We start from the raw sequence: 21,807 nt of genomic DNA, 5'->3' as shown, positions 1-21,807 counted from the left end.
TTAAAATAAATATATGGAACTATTAATAGTTGTAAAACTTATTCTAATGGCAGTTTTCATACTCATGGGCGCTTATTTTAACGCAGTTGAAACCGCTATCCTGAGCATCTCCGGATTAGGCCTGACTGGAATGAAGGAAAAGCACCCTAAGATAAGTAAATGCCTTACGGCCTGGGAAACAAATCCTGATAACCTGATAGCGACAATCCTGGTAGGGAACAACCTTATGAGTATCGGCGCCGGGGTGCTTTCTGTTTCCCTGGCTTTGGATTTTGCCGGCCGCTGGTTTATATATTTTATACCTTTTATTGTTGTTGTTTTGGTTCTGATGTTCAGCGATATAGCTCCCAAGATTTACAGCAGGCTTAATGCAGAAGCAGTTTGTATTTCCGGGATACCTTTACTGATATTTTTCTCAAAATTGTTTTTTCCTGTAACAAATATTCTTGTACGCTTTGCAAAAAGTTTCATGCGCCTGATCAGGATCCATGAAAGATCAGAATCGCCATTTTTGTCCAAAGAAGAATTGCAGATTCTGCTTAATTCCGACACGGAACCCATCACGAATTCAAGCGCTGACTCAAGCCTCGGCCTGTCCAGGCAGGAGAAAAAAATGTTTTCCAACATCCTGCTTTTCGGCGAGAGGCGCGTTCAGGAAGTCATGGTTCCCAGGCCGGAAATTTTTGCCATAGATTACAATACGGGCCTGGACGAGATAATAAACAGGGTTTTAACAAGCAAATATTCCCGCATTCCCGTTTATAAAGGTTCCCTGGACAACATCATCGGCGTCATTTACGCCAAAGACCTTATACTTACCTGGCAAAACAGGAAACTCTTTGTTCTGGATGACATAATACGCCCAGCTTATTTCGTGCCTGAAAATATTTTAGTAGATAATTTAATCCGCGAATTCAAATCCGGTAAGCACCACCTGGCGGTTGTAGTGGATGAATATGGGGTAGCGCAAGGATTGATTACCGTCGAAGATATTGTTGAGGAAATAGTCGGCGAAATTTACGACGAATATGACATACGTGAAAAACCTATAACTGATTTTCCCTGTGCCGCCAGCACAAACTGGGTGGTTAAAGCCACGCGGTCCATACACAAAGTGAATGAAGAATTAAAGCTTGGCGTCCAGCCGACCAGAGCTTTCACCACCGTGGGCGGCTGGGTGCTTACGCTGTTTAAGAAAATACCGGCACCCGGCGAGAAAATAGTGTGGAAAGAATTTACCATTGAAATAGTGGATGCAGACCGTAAAAAGATAAAGATAGTTAAAATCACAAAATAAAAACATGCAATACCAAAGAACCCGCGGGATCGTTTTGTATTCCAGAAAAACCGGCGAAGTTGACAAGTACCTGCACATTTACAGCCTGGAACTTGGCAAAGTAAAAGCTACGGCCACCGGTTCCAGAAAAATCACAGCCAAACTGCTTGCGGCCACAGAACCCGTCACAGAAACCGAATTCATGCTCTACCTGAACAGTAAAACATCCAGGATCAGGGTTATAGGTGGAATATTAAAAAATATGTTCAATCCGCTTAAAACAAATATTACGAAATATTCCTATGCCTGCGCCGTAGTAAACCTGGTAGATTCATTGACCGCCGAACATGAAAAAAATATCCATAAATATGTCCTTTTAAAAAGAACTCTCGAATTGCTTGAAACTTCAAAACGGCCGGATTATATTTACCTGGCCTTTGCCCTGAGATTCATGAAACTCTGCGGTTATGGGCTGGAATTAAATAAATGCGTTAACTGCGAAACAGAAGTCCTGAATGATGAAATCAGCCAAAAATCTGATATAATATTCTTCAGCCTGAAAGACGGAGGGCTTGTCTGCAAAAACTGTTATAATGAAGCTGATTTTGAGTTAATAGGTGTTAACACTAAGGCAACAAGTTTCATCAGACAGCTTTCAAAACTCCCGGGCGAAGACGTGGAAAAATTGGAAGTTCCAAAAAGAATAGAAGAACTCGTTGAAAATTTAATAAGAACATACGTCAATGAATACGTGCCGTACTCATTGAAAACCCAGATGTTCGTGAAAAATTTAACCAGCTAATAACACATGACTGACCGCACATTCTTCCTATCGAATACCGTGCGGTTCGAGAAAGGTAACTGTGATTTTCCAGGAAATTATTTTTGCATTAGAAAAATTCTGGTCCCGCAAGGGCTGCCTGATTGTCCAGCCCTACGACCTTGAAAAAGGCGCAGGGACGTTTAACCCGGCGACTTTTTTGAGGGCCCTAGGACCCAAGCCCTGGAAAGCCGCCTATGTGGAACCCTCTCGCAGGCCAACCGACGGCAGATACGGTGAAAACCCAAACCGCTTACAGCATTATTACCAGTACCAGGTTATAATGAAACCTGCTCCGGCAAACATACAGCAATTATATTTATCTTCATTGACCGCTATCGGCTTAAACCTGAAACAACACGATATCCGTTTTGTAGAAGACGACTGGGAATCGCCTACCCTTGGCGCCTGGGGGCTGGGCTGGGAAGTATGGCTTGACGGAATGGAAATCACGCAGTTTACATATTTTCAGCAGATCGGAGGGTTTGAACTAAACCCCATCTCAGTGGAGTTGACCTACGGGCTCGAACGGCTTGCCACTTACTCCCAGAAGAAAAATTCTGTTTACGATATTCTATGGAACAAAGATACCACTTACGGAGAAGTGCACCTTGAAGATGAAAAACAATTTTCCAGATATAACTTTGAAGAAGCAAATGTAGAACTTTTACAAAGGCATTTTACAGATTGGGAAAAAGAAGCGCTTTCCCTTTTAGACAAAAAACTGGTTTTGCCCGCTTATGACTGCGTAATGAAATGCTCGCACTTGTTTAACCTGCTTGACGCGCGCGGAGCAATTTCAGTTACAGAACGCATCTCGTATATCAGCCGGGTGCGCAACCTGGCTCACCGCGCAGCAGAACAGTACATCGAAAAAGAGACAAAATAGCTTTATGGCTAAGAACACTTTACTCGAAATCTATACAGAAGAAATACCGGCGAACTTTATCCCCCCGGTTATCGCAAACTTGCGTGAGCTCACGAAAAAGTTCCTTGATGAACAGAAACTTGAATACAAAAATGTAACTGTCTGGGCCACACCCAGACGCCTTGCTGTTTATATAGACGGCCTTGTTGAAAAGACAAAAGAGGAAACCATTGAAGTAATGGGGCCTCCCGTCAAAATAGCCAAAGATGAAAACGGCGAATTTACAAAGGTAGGACTTGGCTTTGCCAACACCCAGGGAATTAAAGCTGAGAACCTCCAGATAAAAAACACTCCTAAGGGCGACTATTACTACATCACCAAACAAACCGGCGGCCAGCTAACAGAAAAAGTATTGCCGGAAATATTCACAAAAATCATTACCAAAATTTATTTCCCCAAAACTATGGTGTGGAATGAATCAAAATTCAAGTTTGTCAGGCCTATAAAAAGCATTATCGCGCTTCATGGAGCTAAACCGGTAAAACTTACAATAGCAGGAATAAAATCAGGCGTTCACACTTACGGGCTTTACATAAAATCATCAAAAAAACTCAAGGTTGCCCTGCCTGAAAAATATACAAGCATTTTGAGGGATAATTACGTTATTGTTGACCAACAAATAAGGAAAGGAAATATACTGAGCACTGCCAACCAGGCAATTAAAAAAATAGGCGGTAAAGTAGAATTTGATGAAAAGCTCCTTGAAGAGATAACATATTTAGTGGAACACCCCACAGCTGTCCTTTGTGAATTCGATAAAAATTTCCTAAAACTACCCGAAATAGTCATTATCACTTGCCTGGAAAAGAAACAAAAATTCTTCCCGGTTATGGACAAGAACGGAAAACTTAGCAATTATTTTATAGGTATCAGGAACGGCGCATCGGAACACCAGGAGATTGTTAAGGAAGGCTACGAGAAAGTGGCGTCAGCGCGGCTTAAAGACGCAGAATTCTTCTATGAACAGGATTTGAAAGAAAAGCTTGAAACCAAAACAGAAAAACTCAAAGGCATAATATTCCAGCAGAAACTTGGTACAGTGTACGAAAAAATACAGCGGATAGAAAAACTTTCCAGTCAGATCGGCCAGTGGCTTAACCTAGACCCGGTGCAAAAAAGAGAAATCAGCCGCACGGTAATGCTGTGCAAAAATGATTTATTAACTTCTATAGTATTTGAATATGCCGAGCTTCAGGGTGTTATCGGCGCAATTTACGCAGAAAAAAACGGCGAACCTGAAAATGTCTATAGCGCAATTGAACAACATTACTGGCCTTTATCAGCCCAGGGCAAACTTCCAAAAACAATAACGGGCGCTGTGGTTTCCATTTCAGACAAGATTGACACGATTGCAGGCAATTTTGCCGTAGGGCTTATTCCTACAGGCTCAGCAGACCCCTATGGATTAAGACGCCAGGCGATAGGAATAGTCAGGATTCTTATTGAAAAGAAAATCCAGATTCCGCTGAAAGAATTAATACAGAAAGCTATAGCATGCCTTCCGGGTTCAATTACAGGAAGCCAGCCGAAGCTTTTGGATATAACACTGGATTTTTTCCGCCAACGCTTAGAAGTAATTTTTGAAGAAAAAGGTTACAAAATAGACGAAATCAGGTCGGTTTTAAGCAAGGATTTTAACAATTTAATTGAAGTTCAGGAAAAACTGGATGCTATTAAAGAAATCCGGAAACTTCCTGACTTTGAACCTTTGGCGGCAGGATTTAAAAGAGCATCTAATATTTTAAGGCAGGCCCAGCAAAAGAACTTGCCTGTTAATGTTAATCAATTGTCTGCCGATAAATTAATGGAACAGGAAGAAAAGGATCTCTACCAAAGCCTTGAAAGAGTAAAAAAGGAAATTCAGCAGTTTATTGATAAGAAGGAATATTTGGAAGTTTTAAAGATACTTGTAACCTTGAGGGAACCGATAGATAAGTTTTTCGATAAGGTTATGGTAATGGCACCCGATACAACTTTACGCGATAACCGCCTTGCTCTCTTGCAGGAAACAGTAAACCTCTTTCTAAACGTTTCTGACCTCTCCCAACTGCAATAATCGCCCCAGGCCGTTTAAAATTTCATTCCTAACGAAAAATAATGGTTGCCGGGTGACTGGCTGAAATTTGAATTAAATAATCACGAGATGTCCCCTATTTGCCAGATAGACGTAAAAAATGCCAAAAAAGTTCCCCAATATTTTTAATGGGCTTGTAATTCTAAACGGAGGATATTGAAAACGTGGTTTGCGGAGCGTTCTTTGATTTCTAGGCGTGTGCCTATGAAGTGCACCGTTTCAGTTTTATTTTTTTTGGGAGTAACCAGGGCAAAACAGACCGTTCCTACCGGTTTTTCGGGAGTCCCTCCCGAAGGGCCGGCAATTCCGCTGATCGCGACAGCGTAATCGCTTTTGGTGAGCGCTTTCGCGCCTTTTGCCATTTCCAGCGCAGTGGGCTCGGAAACAGCACCATTTTTATCAATTACCTCAGGATTTACTTTGAGTATTTCAATTTTTGAGTGGTTTGAGTAAGAAACTATCCCGCCCTGAAAAAAAAGCGAACTACCGGGAATATTTGTCAGCCGGTTTGCTATAAGCCCGCCTGTGCAGGATTCTGCAACGGAAAGAGTACTTTTATGTTTAATGAGCAGGTCTCCAACAATACTTTCTAAAGTTTGAGCATCCTCACCGTAAATATAATCTTTGAGCACCCTATAGAACTCTGCTTTTATGCTGTGCATAATTTCATCCACTAACATTGAATCAGTGCCCGTGACAGTAGTTTTTATGTTTACTCCGGATAAATGGGCAAGAATGGTAAAGGATACGGAGCCATCTTCAAGTTTGCGCTCCGTTTCAATGATAGGTTTTATTATTTCATTTACTTTTGATTCCCCAAGCCCGAAAATATGAATAGTTTTTGATTTCGCAATAATCCCGCAATATTTATTTTTCAAAAGAGGCGCTAAGAAGGATTCAAACATTGTGTGCATTTCTTTCGGCGGGCCGGGAAGAATCACAATAAGTTTGTTATTGTGTTCCAAAAATTGCCCGGGGGCCGTGCCGAACTTGTTCTCTATTGTTTTTGCACCTTCAATAAGGTAAGCCTGATTTTCATTCCCCTTAAGCGAGAATTTGTAGCCCCTGGAAGCCATGTACTGTTCCAGTTTTTTAAGCAACTCTTCGTTGCGTATAAGTTTTTTATTTAATGCTTTTGCAGCGGCTTCTCTGGTAAGGTCGTCAAAAGTGGGCCCGAGCCCGCCGGTAATTATTGTAATATCGGCTTTGACGAAGGCATCTTTAAAAGTTGCTGTCATTTCTTCAAGATCATCAGGAATGGTTCTTGCGGAATTCAATTGCAGGCCGATATCACTGAGATGTTCTCCGATATAAGCGATATGGGAGTTTAGTTTACCATAGAGAAGTTCATGCCCTACACAGATAAGTTCAATACGCATATTTTAGTGAAAGAAACCTACTTTTTTTTCTTCTACTGCTTGAGGTGTTTTTATCTCGCCGAATTGCAGTTCATATTTTTTTATGTTGTCATTAATTGCCAAAAGCAGGCGTTTCATATGCTGGGGCGAAGTTATTATTCTTGACCTTATTTTTGCTTTTGGCGCCTGGGGCTGGACAAAGATAAAATCGAACACAAATTCGGTTTCATTATGGGATATTAACGCTAAGTTACAATAAATCCCCTGCGCAGTCTGGTCATCTACTTCAATCTGAATCTGTTTTGTCTCAAGTGACGGTTGATTTTGTTCGGCCATTTTTTTTCCCCTTTAACACCCAATGTTACTCGCTTGGAAGAGTATTGAGTGTATTCTCCTTGTAAATACCTCTATAGTTTTATCGCTTTCAATATTTTTTCAAGTTTTGCTTCCACAACTGTAGGCTGTTTTATCGATTTTATTGCTCTTTCAGGGTCTTTAAGCCCGTGTCCGGTCAAAATGCAAATAGCGGTTTTTCCGTTTTCCTTTTTTAATTTAGCAGAATATTTTATAAGCCCTGCCAAAGAGGCCGCGCTTGCAGGTTCGGCAAACACGCCTTCCAATCCGGCTAAAAGTTTATAAGCATTTATAATTTCGGTATCTGTTACGGTATCGATAACACCTTTGGATTCGTCTCTCGCGGCTTCTGCCTGTTTCCAGCTGGCCGGGTTGCCTATCTTTATTGCGGTTGCAAGGGTTTTCGGGTGCTTGATGGGTTTTCCTAAAACTATCGGCGCTGAGCCTTTTGCCTGAAACCCCATCATGCGCGGCAATTTGAGATTTGAAATTTGAAATTGTTGATATTCTTTATACCCTTTCCAATAAGCTGTAATATTTCCCGCGTTTCCTACGGGCATGAACTGGTAATCGGGAGCGTCTCCCAAAAATTCTATAATTTCAAATGATCCGGTTTTCTGGCCTTCAATTCTATACGGGTTTATTGAATTGACAACTGTTACCGGGTAGGTTTCGCTGATTTTTTTAACAAGGGTGAGAGCTTCGTCAAAGTTGCCTTTAATGGCGATAACTTTGGCACCATGCATCATTGCCTGCGATAGTTTTCCAAGAGCAATTGAGCCCTCCGGTATAATTACGATACATTTGATGCCGGCTTTGGCGGAATAAGCGGCTGCGCTGGCTGAAGTATTGCCGGTAGAAGCGCAAATGACCGCGTTTGCTTTTTCTTCCACAGCTTTTGAAATGGCCATAGTCATACCGCGGTCTTTAAATGAGCCGGTTGGATTAAAACCCTCACACTTCAAGTAAATCTTTAAGTCCAGTTTCAAGTGTGATTCTATGTTTTTTGCCCTTAAAAGAGGAGTATTCCCTTCATACAAAGTTATAATCGGGGTTTTATCGGTTACCGGGAGGTATTTCTTGTAGCGTTCTATAACGCCTTTATACATATCAGTCTGCGCCTTCAAAAGCTTCTTTTATTCCGCCGCTGGTTGGTGCTTTAACCGCAACGTTTGCTGTTTTTACATATTTTTTCACTATTTCAGCGCTATTTTTTACGTTCAATTTGTCGAAATAAAATACAAATTTTTCCTCCAACGCTTCAGTAATTGTATCCCTTGCGCTTTGAGGAAGCGACCAAATGGCTTTTTTGAACGGGCCGTTGGCTTTTTTACGTGTTTTATAAAGGAACTGCTGGTCGGTATCAGTTGATTTTCTTTCAGCGGCGCAATTCTTAACGCACCATTCATTGATTTCTTTTTTAAGGCTTTCCGGAAAAGCAGGGCTGTCAAAAATCATGTTCTGGAATTCTGTTGCCAGGTGGATTTCCGAAGTCTCGACTTTTGAAAACTTATCAAACAAATCAGCCGGAAGAGTGGAAGCTCCGTGCTGTACACAGCCGGAAATCTTGTATTCATCGCGGGCAATTTTGCCTAATTTTTCAAGGACATTAAAATCAAGTTTTACCGAGGCTATGCTTCCGTCTGGAAGAGGTACTCCGCCGTGCGAAGTTCCGGTTTGAACTGCTATTTTCGAAATCCCTGATATTTTTCCGATCTCTTTCAAATAGCCGTTCAAATAAGCGCGCATCTCGGCTTCATTTGAATTTGATCCGCCTATTTCGCCGATTTCCCCGCCGAGCATTACATCAATGCCTTCGGGCTGAATACTTCTGGTGAATTTTGTTAATTCAGCGGCAACATCAAAATTGGGTTTCTGTTGTTCATCTATCGATGTTTTCGAAAGATCTACAAGAGTTGATGTATCAAGGTCAATGTTGAAAAATCCTGCTTCAATTGATTCCTGAAGAAGGTCTTTTGCGCCTTTCATTTCTTTTGCCGCATCTTCTTTATATTTTTTACCGTTTACCTGGTAATGGTCGCCTTGGACGAATATTGGGTTAGGATAATTTTCTTTTATTGCGGCAGCCAGCATTGCCGCTGCAAATTCAGAAGGCCTCTGGTCAGTATAGCCGGATTCTGAACGGGCTATTTCAAAAATAAAAAGGCCGACATTTGCTTTCTTGGCCGCTCTGAAGACTGCTCTTGCGAAATCGTAGCTGAGCTGCCTTACGTTTATCGCCGGAACTGTAAAACCTTTTATTTTTCCTTCGCCGCGGGCTTTGTAAACCTCAAATATTGAAGCCGGTCCGTTTCCCAGCTTTTGTCCTAAAAGCCTGATAATGAATCTGGACATATTGCGTACTTCTTCGCTGGGCGAAAATGCCGAGTTCCAGACCAGTTCGTCTATCAGTTCGCTTCTTAATTTTTTATCATTAAGAATTTCAACAGCTGAACCGTCTTTGCTAAATTTGATTGTGTCTTTGATGCTGTCTATCAAAGATTTTTTGTCTGCATGCTCTTTCATTAGTTAATCCTCCTTCTTGGATTTTTTATTTTCCGTAAAATTGCCTATGGAGCGGTACTTTTTATATCTTGCCTTGAGTAATTCCGGAATTTTCATTTTTTTAAGGGCTGATAAATTTTTGATAAAAGCTTTTTTCATATTTTCTGCAGTCAGATTGATATCCTTATTGGCTCCACCGAGAGGTTCAGTGACAATCTCATCTATTACTTTAAGTTTTAATAAGTCCGGCGCGGTGATTTTCATGGCTTCTGCAGCCTCTGCGTATTTTGTGGCATCATGAAATAAAATGCTCGCGCAGCCTTCAGGGCTTATAACAGAATAGTAAGCATTTTCAAGCATAAGAATCTTATCAGTTACGCCGATACCTAACGCTCCCCCTGAACCGCCTTCCCCGATGACAATGCAGATTATCGGTGTTTCAACAATGGACATTTCCCTGAGGTTTCTTGCTATTGCTTCGCCCTGGCCCCTTTCTTCCGCTCCTATACCCGGATAAGCTCCCATAGTATCAATGAAAGAAATGACAGGCCTGTTAAATTTTTCTGCCAATTTCATAATACGCAATGCTTTCCTGTAACCTTCAGGGTGCATGGATCCGAAGTTACGTTCCATGTTTTCCTGCAGGGTTCTGCCTTTTTGCTGGGCTAATATGGCAACGGGTTCGCCGTCGAGCAGTGCGAAGCCGGCAATAAGCGCCTTATCATCGGAAAAGTTTCTATCGCCGTGCAGTTCTGTAAAATCCGTAAAAATAAGGTTGATATAATCCAGGCTGTAAGGCCTTTTAGGATGGCGGGCAAATTTTACCCGCTGCGCGGGAATCAGGTTTGAATAAATGTCGTGCTTTAGAGTATGGCATTTTTCTTCCAGGGTTTTTATTTCGGCGTTAACGTTTACCTGGGGAATACCGTCTTTGTTCGCCGGATTGTTTGAAATTTTTTTAAGTTCGGCAATTCTATTTTCAAGTTCAACTATAGGCTGTTCGAAATCTAATCCCTGGAATTCTTCTGCCATAATTTAAATTTTCCTTTGTTGGACTGCCGTTTAAAATTTGGTTTGGTAATTGATTTCGACAAACCTGTCGATATCAATCTTCCTTGGTGACGCAAGGTCCCTGAACGAAAAATCTATATAAATATCTTCAGTGGGATAAAGCCTTATGGCGGCATTGAGCCTGGTATCATCATAATATTTGAGGAGATTATCAAACTCAACAATAAAAGCCATTATCTTTTGTTCGTTATCTATTAAGGAATAATCGAAACCGGTAAAACCATAAACATTAGCTACATCCCTGTTATTTTCTGTTGAAAAGTTTACGTTGGTTCCCAGATGAAACATTAGATTATCTGTAAATATTTCAGTGTCTGTTACAAGGAAAACTCCCTTTTCCCTATAACTGTATAAGCCATTGCCGTCATTATACATGTATCCCTGACCGTCATAGCCAAGCGCTATCGCGGGAAAATTCTTCGAGCCGTCAAAGATGCGGAATTTAAGGTTGAGAGTGGGTTTGCGGGGCTGAGGGTTCTCATTTCCGATAAGTTTATCTATATCCCAGGAAAATCCGATATTCAATTTTCTGAATACTCCGAAATCAATCCGGGGTATTACGCCCCCTCCGCGGTATAGGCGGAAATTCAAATTCATTGAGTAGTAATCAATTATCCCGGCTGTAGGCGTATCAACAAGCTTGATTGTGGAAGCAAACAAACTTCCTGTCTGCAGGGTAATCAAGCAAGCTAAAAAAAAGCCTAAAAAGAATACTGGTTTATTATTTACTTTTTTGTTGTTGTTTTTTTTCAACTGGTGTAGTTTTCCCTTCCGCTGGTTTTGTTATTGCTTTTTCAAGAACAGGAAGTACCTTCCTGTGCAAAGAGCAAATTAACCGAAATAACAACTATAAAAATCGAAAAAATCAATGACCTTTTCAATGACCTTTTAACCATTTTAATACTTCCGTGATACTTAAAATAATTGAATAATTATATCCATTTTAAGGAAGCTTGTCAAACCCCCACCTCTATCAAACTATGAAGCTGTTTTACCTGAGTTGGCGTGCCGATTACAATTAAGGTATCACCGGAATTAAGTTTATAGTTTTGTTTAGGGTTATAGATAAATTTTTCAGTTTTACTTTCCCTTATTGCAATTACGATCAGTCCGACTTTTTCGTTTATATTGCAATCAGAAAGCGCTTTTCCTGTCAGCGGCGATTTGTCGGAAATTGTTTCTTCTTCGATGCGCAGGGGTTCATTATCAACTGTCTGGTAAAGCATCCGGTCAAGAAAAGAAACCACCGTAGGCCTTAGAGCTGCGGATGCGATTCTCATGCCTCCTATTAAGTTTGTTGATATAACTTCGTCCGCGCCGGCTTTCTGCAACTTTGCAACACTTTCCCGTTCTTTTGCCTGGGTAACTATTTTGAGGTTGGGGTTAAACCCTTTTGCTGAAAGTACCACAAAAAGATTATCTTTGTCTTCCTGCAATATGGAAACCAGGCCGGCAGCGTTTTCTATGCCTGCTGTTTGAAGAGTTCTATCTTCTTCAGGGTTGCCGTAAATTAATAGTATGCTCTCGTTCAGTTTCTCGGCAATATGTTTGTTGTTTGTAATAACTACTACGTCCTGTTTGGTTTTTACAAATTCTTCTATTGCATATTCGCCGGTTTCACTGTCTACACAGATAATATAATGGTTTTTCAGCGCTTTTATTGCTTTTTCCATTTTACGCCTCCTCATAAGGCCGGTTAGTTCGCCTTCAATTAGAAATGACATGCCGGTGGTAAATACATAGGTTAAAATTCCGATGCCTGTTAAAATAAGAAAAATGGTGAATATCCTGCCTTGGGTTGTAAGCGGGTTAGTTTCGCCGTAGCCTACAGTGGCAAGAGTAATAACAGTCATAAAAAGCGAGTCAAGGAACTTCCAGTGTTCTATGACCATATAACCGAAAGTGCCTACAAAAAAAACAATTACCATTAACATGAAGGATACAAGGATTCTTTTTGGGATGTCTTTAAAAATGTTCATCACATTTTCTCCGGGGCAGTGATAGCAAGCAAAGAAAGCCCATTTTTTAATGTAATTTTTATTGATTTTATTAATGCGATCCTGGCCCGGGTTTGTTCTGGATCCTGGGTAACTACGCGGTGAGTGTCGTAATATCTGTGAAATAACCCGGCAAAATCAAGCAAATAGGTTGCCAGGTAATGGGGCGACAGATTTTTTATGCATCTGTGCAGTACGTCGGGGTACAAAGTTATTTTTTTAATAATCTGGTGCTCGAGATTTTCTTTCAAAAGGCTATAGTCAATTTTAGATACAGCAGAGATTGATTGGGTTTTTTCCGCTTCTCTCAGGATTCCGCAGCAGCGCGTGTGGGCGTATTGAATATAAAATATCGGATTTTCATTTGCTTTCTTTTTTGCCAGTTCCAGGTCAAATTCCAGGTGTGTGCCTGGAGTTTTTGTAGAGAGGAAGTATCTGGCGGCATCCGTTCCTATTTCTTCCCGCACTTCACGCAGGGTCACAAATTCCCCCGCTCTTGTTGACATCCTGACCCTTTCGCCGTTTCTTGAAAGAGATACAAGCTGGTAGAGCAATACTTCCACATCTTCCGGTTTATGCCCGATAGATAACATGGCGGATTTAATTCTTGGAACATACCCGTGATGGTCACAGCCCCAGATATTCAGTAGTTTTTTATAGCCTCTTTCAAATTTGTACCAGTGATAAGCTATATCCGCGCCGAAATAAGTGTACCTGCCGTCCTGTTTTTGGATAACGCGGTCCTTCTCATCTATTGAATCTTCGGTTTTGAACCAGAGAGCGGAATCTTTTTCAAACAAAAATCCGTCTTTATGGAGGCCTTCAACCACTTTTTTGACTATGCCTTTATTATGCAGCTCTGACTCATACTGCCAGGAATCAAACTCAACTTTAAATTCTGCTAGGTCGCTTCTTATATCCTTCAATATTTCAGTAACCGCAAATTCCTTGATAACAGAAATTTCCGGTATTTTATCCCGGTATTCTTCAAGCAGCTTTTTTGCAATTTCCGCGATGTAGGTTCCCTTATATAGTTTTTCTGTGCTGATTGATGAAACATCTTCGCTTTTGATTATTTTTGCCTGCAGTTCAACGGATTGCGCCAGAAAATTCATCTGGACGCCTACATCGTTTACGTAATATTCTTTCAGGATTTTAAAACCTAACTGGGTGTATATTCTGGCAAGAGCGTCTCCTATTACAGCGCCCCTGCCGTGGCCGATATGCAGAGGGCCTGTGGGGTTGCTTGAAACAAAATCAATTAGTACCGGGTTGCCGTCGTATAAATCAATTTCAGGGTATTTGTCCCCTTGGGCCAGGACTTTTTCAAGTTCACTCTCAAGAAGTTCTTTTGAAATATGAAAATTCAGGAAACCCGGAGGAACAAATTCTATTTTAGAAAAATACGGCGCTTTCTCAAGTTTTTTTATAATTCCTTCAGAAAGCGTTTTTGGGTTGGTTTTTTCTTTTTTTGCCAGCAGAAGGACTACGTTTGTTGAAAGGTCAGCATTGAAGTTCTGAGGAGGTTCTTCCAGGCTGAATTCAAAATCGTTTTCTAATTCAAGCAGTTCGTAAATATTATTTCTTATTTCTTGAACGAAAGTTTTCTTGCTTTGTGCCATACATTTTCCAGTGAGTAGAATTCCCGCGCTTCTTTTGTCATTACGTGCACAACCACGCTGCCGTAATCTATTATCTGCCAGCTTGGAGATGAATCCTTCATTTCCTGGCGCGATAGCTGAAGAAGGCCTTTTTGCTTAAAGTTTTTTTTGATTGAGTCAATTACTGCGTCCATTTGAACGCTTGATTCTACGGTGCCGATCACAAAATAGTCAGCGATCGCGGTAAGTTTGCTGATGTTTAGCAATACAATATCTTTGGTTTTTTTGGCCCACATTAATTTTGCGGATTCTTTCGCTATACTCAGCGGTGTAGTTTTCTTGATCATAGTTCTCCTTAAAATTTGACGCTTCCCGTTCTGTTTCTTTCTAATCTTTCTTTTGCCAGCCTTTCTTCCTGGTTTTTAATATTCTCTATAGCATCAACAAGTTGTAAAGAGACTGAATTGAGCAGGTCGCAGGTTGTATGCTGATAAGTTACTTCTTTAGCAGTATTGCCCAGTAAAATAAACCCAAGGAGATTTTTTTTAAAAAGCGGAGAGATTACAGCGGATTTTACATTTGTAATTTCTTTGTCAATAATCCCTTTTATTTCTTTTTCTTTATTTGTGATGGCTATCGCTTCGGTTTTACCGGCAAGAAATGTGGAGAGCGGATGTTTGCCGGGGATGGCAGTTTTTTGGATGTTTTCCGGGAAAGTTCCATAAGGCTCATAGTCCCCAGCAAATTCATTCCAGAAAAAAAGAGATCCTGTATTAACATCCGGGACTGATAAACACAAATGTTTAATGATTTCCTGGCAAAATTCCGGAAGCGGAAGGCTTTTAATCATCATTTTACCGATTTCATAAATAGTTGCCAGTTCCCGGCTGGTTTGCTCTAATCTTCCCAGCGTCAAGAAAAGAAGCGTTTCAAGCATTTTCTGGGTTCCTGCCGGGTCTGAAGAAAGTAATTTCTTAAAAGCATCAATAGATATTCTGTAATAAAGAAGCCTTGTTTTTGCTTTTACTGATGCAGTCCTGGACTGAGCGCTGAAAAGGCTCATTTCACCGAAGATGTTTTTATCGTTTATTACAGAAAGAACTTTTTCTGTCTCTTCTGAAAGTTTTTTTATGACTATGGCTTCGCCTTCTTCAATAATGTAAAGATGAGCTGATGCCGAGCCTTCAGAAAAAATAGTTTCGTCCGGTTGTGCTTCCTTATACTCCATCATTTCCGCAAGTTTGTTGGAAAAATCCTGCGAAAAGTTACTCAATGCCGGAATAGTTTTAATAAATTTCAATTTATCCGAAGTATTAGTGTGCTGCATAGGAACCCGGCCCTCCCGTAGCCATTACTGTTTTTCCGCCGCTGCGCACATAATCGGGGTTTGCGGCTTTTGCTGCTGCATCTTCCGTAGATACTCTACCAGCCTGGACAAGAGCTATCAGCGCTTTATCCATGCTTATCATACCGAATTTCATGCCGGTGTCTATGGCATTATAAATCTGGTGTGTTTTTCCTTCACGGATAAGGTTGGCAATAGCCGGGGTTACCGTCATTATTTCCCTCGCCGCGGCTCTCCCGGGCATGTCGCACCGCGGAACAAGTATTTGTGATACAACGGCTTTTAGAGTGGACGCCAGCTGCACGCGCACCTGTTGCTGCTGATGCGGAGGAAACACGTCTATAACGCGGTCAACGGTTTGGGCGGCATCCTGGGTATGAAGCGTTGCAAAAACCAGATGCCCTGTTTCAGCCATTGTAATAGCAGCGCCGATTGTTTCCAAATCACGCATTTCGCCGACAAGAAGAACGTCAGGGTCCTGGCGTAAAGCATATTTCAAAGCGGTGGCAAATGATTTAGTGTGCTGGCCGATTTCCCTCTGCCTGACGATACTGCTTTTATGTTCGTAAACGAATTCAATCGGATCTTCAACGGTTATTATATTGTGTTTGTGCTTTGTATTGATTAAGTTTAAAAGGCAGGCAAGTGTTGTTGATTTTCCTGAACCTGTAGGGCCGGTGACAAGCACAAGTCCTTTCGGCAGGTCTGCAAGGGACGTGATCTGCGTAGGCAATTCTATTTCTTCCGGAGTAGGGATTACCGTAGGGATAACGCGCAGAACCGCTTCAACCCCGTTTTTCTGCAGGAATACGTTTACCCTGAATCTGGCAACTTTCGGGACGATGGTTGAAGAATCAAGTTCCCCGGATTCTTCAAATTTTCCGCGCTGGTCTTCAAATAAAATCGAGTAAATAATCCGTTTGCTTTCATCCGGCGTTAATACAGGGAATTCATCCAAAGACTGGATTTCGCCCCGGATTCTTACCATTGGCGGCTTGCCAACCACAACGTGAATGTCGCTTGCTTTTTTGTCAACTGCTGCTTTCAGGATTTCTACCATCTCAGCCATACTTTTTTACCCCCATTTACTGATATTCCTGCTTGTTTTTTATTTTATAATCTTTGCCGATATATACGGAAATGTCTACCAGTCGTTTAGAATCGTAGCGTGTAAAAATTTCTTCGGTTTCCATCAGATTGGCAATATTCTGGGCAGCTTTCAGGTTTCCTACCCGGTCTACAATTATAGTTTTCAAGGATTTTGTCGGGCAATTTTGGTAATTGATAACATCAAACCCTGAGTCTCTCAATTTCCTTGATACTTCCAGGGCTATCCCGGGGTAGCTGGAAGCATTTAACACTTCAACAATAATTTTTGCCTGGTCGTATTCAACGCCTGAACCATAAATAAGGCCCAGTACTTTATTGATTTCTACGGGGTCAGCCATCCAATAATTGTAAAAAGGTTTTCCGGGAAGCTGGGCTTTACGGATATTGTCGAAATCAACTTTTTTAAGCTCAAGCATCATAGTTAAAATATCGTAAATGCCTAAATTCGTATGGGGTGATTCCATTATACACTTCAATAATCTGGGAATGCGCAGAATTATTGTCGGACTCTTGAAGCGGTTAACCAGGGCTTCTACGAACCTTTGCTGTCGGTAGATCCTGCCGATATCTCCGGCGTTGGAGCGAAACCTTACATATTCCAAAGCGCCCATATTCTTGTATTCTTTTTTTGTAGTAAGGTCGACAGCTGAACTGCCGTATAAAAGCCAGGGGCCTGGCGTGAAATTTATATGCAGGTTTCCCGCCTGGTCGTCATATTTCATTGGGTCATCAATTTCTATCTTAATGCCGCCTACAGCGTCAATAAGTTTTCTGAAAGCATTATAATCCACCTGGAAATAGTAAGGTATTTCAACCCGGTTTAAAAATATTATCGCCACAACTTTACGCAAGGCTTCAAGAGAGGAATAATGGTTTTTCTCCCTTTTAAAATAATACGCATAAACCTCGTTTATCCTGTTTACATTGAGGCCGGGCACGGAGATTTTCGTGTCCCTGGGAATTGAGATAATATCAATGAAGTTACTGCGCGGATTGTAGGAAACAAAAATAAGCGTATCAGAATGCAGGGAATGGTCAACGTAGTCGGTGCCGACAACAATAAAATTAATGTTCTTTTTAGCTGTTATGCGGGATACAACGTTGCTTCTCCAGGATAAAAATATTGTAATTACAACGATGGAAGCGGCGACAATTAAAGTTATTTGTTTTAGAGTGAGTTTTTTTAGTTTATCGTGCATGGGGTACACTTATTCCTGATATAAATTATTTTTGGAAATATATTTTCTCACAGATTCAGGCGTTAAGTAACGCAGGGAAACATTTCTGCTTAAATAGCCCCGGAGCAGGGTGCTGGAAATATCTATAAAAGGTATATAGAAAAATTTTACTTTGTTTTTTACCTTATCAGGTATCTTGCTGACTGAAAAATTTGGTTTCAAACCAACAAGGAATTTACATTCATCCAGGATGTTTTCGCCCTTTTCCCAGGTATTAATTTCCAGCAATAGTTCAAGGCCCATAATAAAGTACAGCTCATCTTTTGGGTACAAATTTTTAAAATACTGGATTGTATCAAAAGTATAGGTTAGGTCAGTTTTTCGGAGTTCATAATCGCTGACAGAAAAATATGGGTTATCCTCAATGGCTATTTTTACCATTTTCAGCCGGTGTTCCTTTGATGCAATAGGAATGCCCGGTTTGTGCGGAGGTTTCCCGGAAGGAATTAATATAACTTTATCCAGCCCGAAATAGGATCTCGCCGATTCTGCAATAATCAGGTGCCCGTGATGTATAGGATTAAATGTCCCGCCGAATAACCCGATTTTCATTCTCTTATTTGTCCTGTTCCGCGAACAATATACTTTGTTGAGGTTAGTTCGTTCAAGCCCATGGTGCCCCGGGCGTGAAGTTTTTGCGTAGATATCCCCATTTCTGACCCTAATCCAAAGACACTGCCATCGTGCAGGCGTGTTGAAGCGTTGTGCAAAACAGCGGAAGAATCAACTTCGTTTAGGAATTTTTCTGCCTCATTTATGTCCTGTGTGATTATTGAATCAGTATGGCCTGAACCGTATGTATTGATATGCTTTATTGCTTCTTCGATGGAACCAACAATTTTTACGGCAAGTATCAGGTCATGAAACTCCGTGGACCAATCTTTACTTGCGGCTGTTTTTATATTTTTGAGGATTTTCTTCGTATTTGCACATCCCCGAATTTGTACTCCTGTTTTTTGCAGTAATCGGCCTAATTCCGGAAGCACGGCGCCGGCAATGTCTTTATGTACCAGAAGGGTTTCGGTTGCGTTGCACACGCCCGGCCGCTGAACTTTGGCGTTGTAAACAATTTTTACGGCCATGTCGCTATCAGCGGATTTGTCAATATAAGTGGCACATAAACCCCTGCCGTGCGACAAAACAGGCACGCAGGATTGTTCGCGGATTTCGTTGACCATTTTCTCCCCGCCGCGCGGGATTACCAGGTCTATTAAAGTATCCATTTTTATCAGCCTGTAAATTATTTTCCTGTCGGTGGAATCAATGAAAAATACCGCATTTTCCGGCAAGCCTGTTTCTTTAAGCGCCTGCTTAATTATTTTTGAGAGCAGTCTGTTTGAATTTATCGCTTCACTGCCGCCGCGTAAAATTACCGCATTGCCTGATTTGAGGCATAACGCCGTGGAATCTATTGTTACATTCGGCCTGGATTCGTAAATCATGCATATTACTCCGATAGGCACTTTTATTTTTTGCAGTTTTATTCCTGACGGCCTTGTTTGTTCTGATATAACCGTGCCAACCGGATCGGGAAGGGCAATTACATCTTTCACGCCCTTAGACATTTCATTTATTCTATTCTCATTGAGGGTAAGCCTGTCCATAAGCGCTTCGGAAAGTTTGTTTTTTTTTGCGTTAGCAACATCCTTAAGGTTTTCTTTTATTATCGCGTCTTTTTTTTCAATAATAAGTTCAGCTGCCCTGGTTAAAGCTTTGTTTTTAAGTTCTGTAGAAACATTGGCTAGTTTTCGGGAGGCTGTTTTTACAGCTTGAACAAGTTTTAAAAGTTGTTTATCAGTCATTTTTATTTTTTATAAAAGGCAGTAAACCGCCGGCAAAAATTAATTCCTTCTCCCGTTGGTCAAAGGTATATTTTACCTTGAATACAAGGTTTTTTGTTTTATTGAAAATTTTTAAAGGAAGATCCTGTTTAATGGAATTAATAATATCCTCCATTTCAAATTCGTCACCCTGGATAATGTTATCATAATCTACTGGATTTTTAAAAACAAGAGGAATAACGCCGAAATTTATCAGGTTTGACCTGTGTATTCTGGCAAAGGATTTTGCAAGCACGGCGGAAACGCCTAAATACCTTAAAACTATCGCCGCATGCTCGCGGGAAGAGCCCTGCCCATAATTTTCCCCGGCAATAATTATGTTTGTCTTTCCGGTTTGGAGAAGGCCTTTTGCCCTTTTAGGAAATAATTCATCAACTCTGGTTAAAGTATACTCGGATATCGCCGGTATATTTGACCTTAGAGGCAATATCTTTGCGCCTGCCGGCAGAATATCGTCGGTTGAAATATTGTCGCCCAATTTAATAGCAACAGAGCATAAAATTTTATCTTTAAGCGGCGTGAATTCAGGCAATGGTTTAATATTCGGGCCGCGGACAATTTCCACTTTTTTTGTTTTATCATAGGATGGGTAGATAAAATTTGATTTTATTTCCTGTTTTCCCGCAGGGGATATTTCCAGCTCAGGGAATTTGCCCAGTTCTCTCGGGTCGGTTATTGAACCAAAAATTGCGCTTGCAACCGCTGTTTCAGGGCTGCAAAGATAAATGGATGCGCTTTTTGTGCCGCTTCTGCCAGCAAAATTTCTGTTAAAAGTGCGCAGAGAAACACTGTTGGTTGAAGGAGCACTGCCCATACCGATACAAGGGCCGCAGGTTGCTTCAAGTATCCTTGCCCGCGATTTTACAAGTGATTCTAACGCTCCTGAAGCAGAAAGCATGGACATAACCTGTTTTGAGCCGGGTGAAATTATAAAATCAACGTCATTGTGAATTTCTTTATTTTCAAGTAATTTTGCAACAAGCAACAAATCACGATAGCTTGAGTTTGTGCAGGAACCGATACAAACCTGGTCAACTTTTATATTTGCAACTTCAGATACCTTTTTAACTGCATCAGGGCTGTGAGGACAGGCAATTAAAGGTTCCAGTTTATTCAAGTCTATTTCGACTGTTTCGCTGTATTTTGCATCTTTATCTGCAGAGAGTTTCTTCCACTGTTTTGCGCGCCACTGCCGGGTTAAAAATTGTTTTGTTATTTCATCAGACGGAAATATTGATGTAGTCAGGCCCAGCTCAGCGCCCATATTGGTGATTGTTGAGCGCTCGGGAACTGATAAATATTTAAGGGCATCCCCGGAATATTCATAAATTTTATTTACCCCGCCTTTTACTGTGAACATCCTGAGCAGTTCAAGGATAATATCTTTAGCGCTTACCCAGGGTTTAAGCCTGCCCTTAAGCACTATATTAACAACTTCAGGCATAGTAATGAAATAGGACTCTCCGGCAATTGCGCAGGCGATATCCAAGCCGCCTGCGCCGATAGCAATCATTCCTGTTGCGCCTGAGGTAGGTGTATGGCTGTCCGAGCCCAGTAGCGTTTCGCCGGGCGAGGCAAAATTTTCGAGATGCAACTGGTGGCAAATGCCGTTTCCCGGAGGAGAGAAGATAATCCCGTATTTTTGGGCTATAGATTTAAGATATCGGTGGTCATCGGAGTTTTCAAAGCCGGTTTGCAGGGTATTGTGGTCAACATAGGAAACTGAAAGCTTGGTTTTAATGTTCTTAATATCAAGGGTTTCAAGCTGTAGATATACTAGAGTTCCGGTAGCATCCTGGGTTAAAGTCTGGTCAATTTTAATGCCTACCTTCTCCCCTGGTACTAATTTGGCTTTTTTGTCAACTAAATGGCTGGAAATGATTTTTTCGGTTAGGTTCATAATAATTATAATTATACCATAAAAAAAGAGTAAAAAAAAGAGCCCTTAATATCTGTTTGCCACTATAGTTAGTGACTTTGTTAGATAGAAAAGACTCTTTTTATCCTGAGTTTGTCCTGAGTATTTTAGCAGATAAGTATTATCTTCTCACCATTTTAGCGCGAGAGACATCACCTTTCTTATCGATGAAATACAAATACCCTTTCGCTTTCTTCACGCCGACTTTAGCGACTTTTGTAGGTTTGCCACCTTTTTTGCCGCCTCTTGCCATTTTAGCGCGAGAAACATCACCTGCTTTGTCTACGAAATACAGGAATCCGTCCTCTTTTTTTACTCCAACTGCTACGACTTTTTCTGCCATGTAAACTCACCTCCTTTTGTTTTAGAAT

20 protein-coding genes are annotated in these 21,807 nt (G+C 41.1%); 4 read left to right on the top strand and 16 right to left on the bottom strand.

What is annotated here, in order from left to right:
• The first annotated feature begins 13 nt into the window (after positions 1-13).
• The 4 genes from KKH91_04820 (at position 14) to glyS (ending at position 5,080) form a co-directional block, all read left to right on the top strand.
• Positions 14-1,297: a hemolysin family protein gene (locus KKH91_04820; GenBank protein ID MBU0952131.1), complete on the top strand. Its 1,284-nt coding sequence runs from the start codon at positions 14-16 to the stop codon at positions 1,295-1,297.
• A gap of 34 nt (positions 1,298-1,331) precedes the next feature.
• Entirely contained in the window at positions 1,332-2,078 is a 747-nt protein-coding gene (gene recO, locus KKH91_04815) for a DNA repair protein RecO (GenBank protein MBU0952130.1), read from the top strand.
• A 61-nt stretch (positions 2,079-2,139) separates the two neighbouring features.
• Positions 2,140-2,985 carry a glycine--tRNA ligase subunit alpha gene (locus KKH91_04810; protein MBU0952129.1) on the top strand — a complete coding sequence of 282 codons (846 nt, stop codon included), beginning with the start codon at positions 2,140-2,142 and terminating at the stop codon, positions 2,983-2,985.
• Positions 2,986-2,989: 4 nt separating this feature from the next.
• Positions 2,990-5,080: a glycine--tRNA ligase subunit beta gene (gene glyS / locus KKH91_04805; protein ID MBU0952128.1), complete on the top strand. Its 2,091-nt coding sequence runs from the start codon at positions 2,990-2,992 to the stop codon at positions 5,078-5,080.
• Between the two features lie 143 nt (positions 5,081-5,223).
• On the opposite strand, the gene KKH91_04800 is transcribed toward glyS, so the two are convergent.
• The 16 genes from KKH91_04800 to KKH91_04725 form a co-directional block, all read right to left on the bottom strand.
• Positions 5,224-6,477 carry a competence/damage-inducible protein A gene (locus KKH91_04800; GenBank protein ID MBU0952127.1) on the bottom strand — a complete coding sequence of 418 codons (1,254 nt, stop codon included), beginning with the start codon at positions 6,475-6,477 and terminating at the stop codon, positions 5,224-5,226.
• A gap of 3 nt (positions 6,478-6,480) precedes the next feature.
• Positions 6,481-6,792: a DUF3467 domain-containing protein gene (locus KKH91_04795; GenBank protein MBU0952126.1), complete on the bottom strand. Its 312-nt coding sequence runs from the start codon at positions 6,790-6,792 to the stop codon at positions 6,481-6,483.
• Positions 6,793-6,863: 71 nt separating this feature from the next.
• Positions 6,864-7,919 carry a threonine synthase gene (locus KKH91_04790; protein ID MBU0952125.1) on the bottom strand — a complete coding sequence of 352 codons (1,056 nt, stop codon included), beginning with the start codon at positions 7,917-7,919 and terminating at the stop codon, positions 6,864-6,866.
• Between the two features lies 1 nt (position 7,920).
• Positions 7,921-9,336, bottom strand: coding sequence for a class II fructose-bisphosphate aldolase (locus tag KKH91_04785; GenBank protein MBU0952124.1), 1,416 nt, complete (start codon positions 9,334-9,336; stop codon positions 7,921-7,923).
• A gap of 3 nt (positions 9,337-9,339) precedes the next feature.
• Complete coding sequence (locus tag KKH91_04780; protein MBU0952123.1) at positions 9,340-10,347, bottom strand: acetyl-CoA carboxylase carboxyltransferase subunit alpha; 1,008 nt, start codon at positions 10,345-10,347, stop codon at positions 9,340-9,342.
• Between the two features lie 30 nt (positions 10,348-10,377).
• Entirely contained in the window at positions 10,378-11,139 is a 762-nt protein-coding gene (locus tag KKH91_04775; GenBank protein ID MBU0952122.1) for a hypothetical protein, read from the bottom strand.
• Between the two features lie 203 nt (positions 11,140-11,342).
• Positions 11,343-12,365 (bottom strand): NAD-binding protein, encoded by a 1,023-nt coding sequence (locus KKH91_04770; GenBank protein ID MBU0952121.1) that lies wholly within the window; start codon positions 12,363-12,365, stop codon positions 11,343-11,345.
• Complete coding sequence (locus tag KKH91_04765; GenBank protein ID MBU0952120.1) at positions 12,365-14,005, bottom strand: arginine--tRNA ligase; 1,641 nt, start codon at positions 14,003-14,005, stop codon at positions 12,365-12,367. The genes KKH91_04770 and KKH91_04765 overlap by 1 nt, the downstream gene beginning before the upstream one ends.
• On the bottom strand, positions 13,969-14,331 hold the full coding sequence (gene rsfS / locus KKH91_04760; GenBank protein MBU0952119.1) for a ribosome silencing factor: 363 nt from the start codon (positions 14,329-14,331) through the stop codon (positions 13,969-13,971). The genes KKH91_04765 and rsfS overlap by 37 nt, the downstream gene beginning before the upstream one ends.
• Positions 14,332-14,339: 8 nt before the next feature.
• The gene (locus tag KKH91_04755; protein MBU0952118.1) at positions 14,340-15,311 is read right to left on the bottom strand and encodes a cyclic nucleotide-binding domain-containing protein; all 972 of its coding nucleotides are present in this window, start codon (positions 15,309-15,311) and stop codon (positions 14,340-14,342) included.
• A complete protein-coding gene (locus KKH91_04750) occupies positions 15,298-16,398 on the bottom strand; it encodes a type IV pilus twitching motility protein PilT (protein ID MBU0952117.1) in 1,101 nt (366 codons plus the stop codon). Before KKH91_04750 ends, KKH91_04755 begins: the two co-directional genes overlap by 14 nt.
• A 16-nt stretch (positions 16,399-16,414) precedes the next feature.
• The gene (locus KKH91_04745; GenBank protein ID MBU0952116.1) at positions 16,415-17,638 is read right to left on the bottom strand and encodes an LCP family protein; all 1,224 of its coding nucleotides are present in this window, start codon (positions 17,636-17,638) and stop codon (positions 16,415-16,417) included.
• Positions 17,639-17,647: 9 nt separating this feature from the next.
• Positions 17,648-18,229: a nicotinate-nucleotide adenylyltransferase gene (gene nadD, locus KKH91_04740; GenBank protein MBU0952115.1), complete on the bottom strand. Its 582-nt coding sequence runs from the start codon at positions 18,227-18,229 to the stop codon at positions 17,648-17,650.
• Positions 18,226-19,479, bottom strand: a complete 1,254-nt coding sequence (locus tag KKH91_04735; GenBank protein MBU0952114.1) for a glutamate-5-semialdehyde dehydrogenase — start codon at positions 19,477-19,479, stop codon at positions 18,226-18,228. The genes nadD and KKH91_04735 overlap by 4 nt, the downstream gene beginning before the upstream one ends.
• Positions 19,472-21,418 (bottom strand): aconitate hydratase, encoded by a 1,947-nt coding sequence (locus KKH91_04730; GenBank protein MBU0952113.1) that lies wholly within the window; start codon positions 21,416-21,418, stop codon positions 19,472-19,474. Before KKH91_04730 ends, KKH91_04735 begins: the two co-directional genes overlap by 8 nt.
• Before the next feature lie 139 nt (positions 21,419-21,557).
• Entirely contained in the window at positions 21,558-21,779 is a 222-nt protein-coding gene (locus tag KKH91_04725; GenBank protein MBU0952112.1) for a hypothetical protein, read from the bottom strand.
• Positions 21,780-21,807 lie beyond the last annotated feature (28 nt).

Source organism: Elusimicrobiota bacterium (assembly GCA_018816525.1).
Classification (GTDB): Bacteria; Elusimicrobiota; Endomicrobiia; order CG1-02-37-114; family XYA2-FULL-39-19; genus OXYB2-FULL-48-7.
Note: the sequence above shows the minus strand (reverse complement) of the source record. Positions and strands in the feature narration are given on the sequence as shown.

Excerpts from the sequence above, each read along its gene's own strand:
- KKH91_04820 (MBU0952131.1), top strand. The coding sequence starts at position 14 with ATGGAACTATTAATAGTTGTAAAACTTATTCTAATGGCAGTTTTCATA.
- glyS (MBU0952128.1), top strand. The coding sequence starts at position 2,990 with ATGGCTAAGAACACTTTACTCGAAATCTATACAGAAGAAATACCGGCG.
- KKH91_04800 (MBU0952127.1), bottom strand. The coding sequence starts at position 6,477 with ATGCGTATTGAACTTATCTGTGTAGGGCATGAACTTCTCTATGGTAAA.
- KKH91_04795 (MBU0952126.1), bottom strand. The coding sequence starts at position 6,792 with ATGGCCGAACAAAATCAACCGTCACTTGAGACAAAACAGATTCAGATT.
- KKH91_04790 (MBU0952125.1), bottom strand. The coding sequence starts at position 7,919 with ATGTATAAAGGCGTTATAGAACGCTACAAGAAATACCTCCCGGTAACC.
- KKH91_04785 (MBU0952124.1), bottom strand. The coding sequence starts at position 9,336 with ATGAAAGAGCATGCAGACAAAAAATCTTTGATAGACAGCATCAAAGAC.
- KKH91_04780 (MBU0952123.1), bottom strand. The coding sequence starts at position 10,347 with ATGGCAGAAGAATTCCAGGGATTAGATTTCGAACAGCCTATAGTTGAA.
- KKH91_04770 (MBU0952121.1), bottom strand. The coding sequence starts at position 12,365 with ATGAACATTTTTAAAGACATCCCAAAAAGAATCCTTGTATCCTTCATG.
- KKH91_04765 (MBU0952120.1), bottom strand. The coding sequence starts at position 14,005 with ATGGCACAAAGCAAGAAAACTTTCGTTCAAGAAATAAGAAATAATATT.
- rsfS (MBU0952119.1), bottom strand. The coding sequence starts at position 14,331 with ATGATCAAGAAAACTACACCGCTGAGTATAGCGAAAGAATCCGCAAAA.
- KKH91_04755 (MBU0952118.1), bottom strand. The coding sequence starts at position 15,311 with ATGCAGCACACTAATACTTCGGATAAATTGAAATTTATTAAAACTATT.
- KKH91_04750 (MBU0952117.1), bottom strand. The coding sequence starts at position 16,398 with ATGGCTGAGATGGTAGAAATCCTGAAAGCAGCAGTTGACAAAAAAGCA.
- KKH91_04745 (MBU0952116.1), bottom strand. The coding sequence starts at position 17,638 with ATGCACGATAAACTAAAAAAACTCACTCTAAAACAAATAACTTTAATT.
- nadD (MBU0952115.1), bottom strand. The coding sequence starts at position 18,229 with ATGAAAATCGGGTTATTCGGCGGGACATTTAATCCTATACATCACGGG.
- KKH91_04735 (MBU0952114.1), bottom strand. The coding sequence starts at position 19,479 with ATGACTGATAAACAACTTTTAAAACTTGTTCAAGCTGTAAAAACAGCC.
- KKH91_04730 (MBU0952113.1), bottom strand. The coding sequence starts at position 21,418 with ATGAACCTAACCGAAAAAATCATTTCCAGCCATTTAGTTGACAAAAAA.
- KKH91_04725 (MBU0952112.1), bottom strand. The coding sequence starts at position 21,779 with ATGGCAGAAAAAGTCGTAGCAGTTGGAGTAAAAAAAGAGGACGGATTC.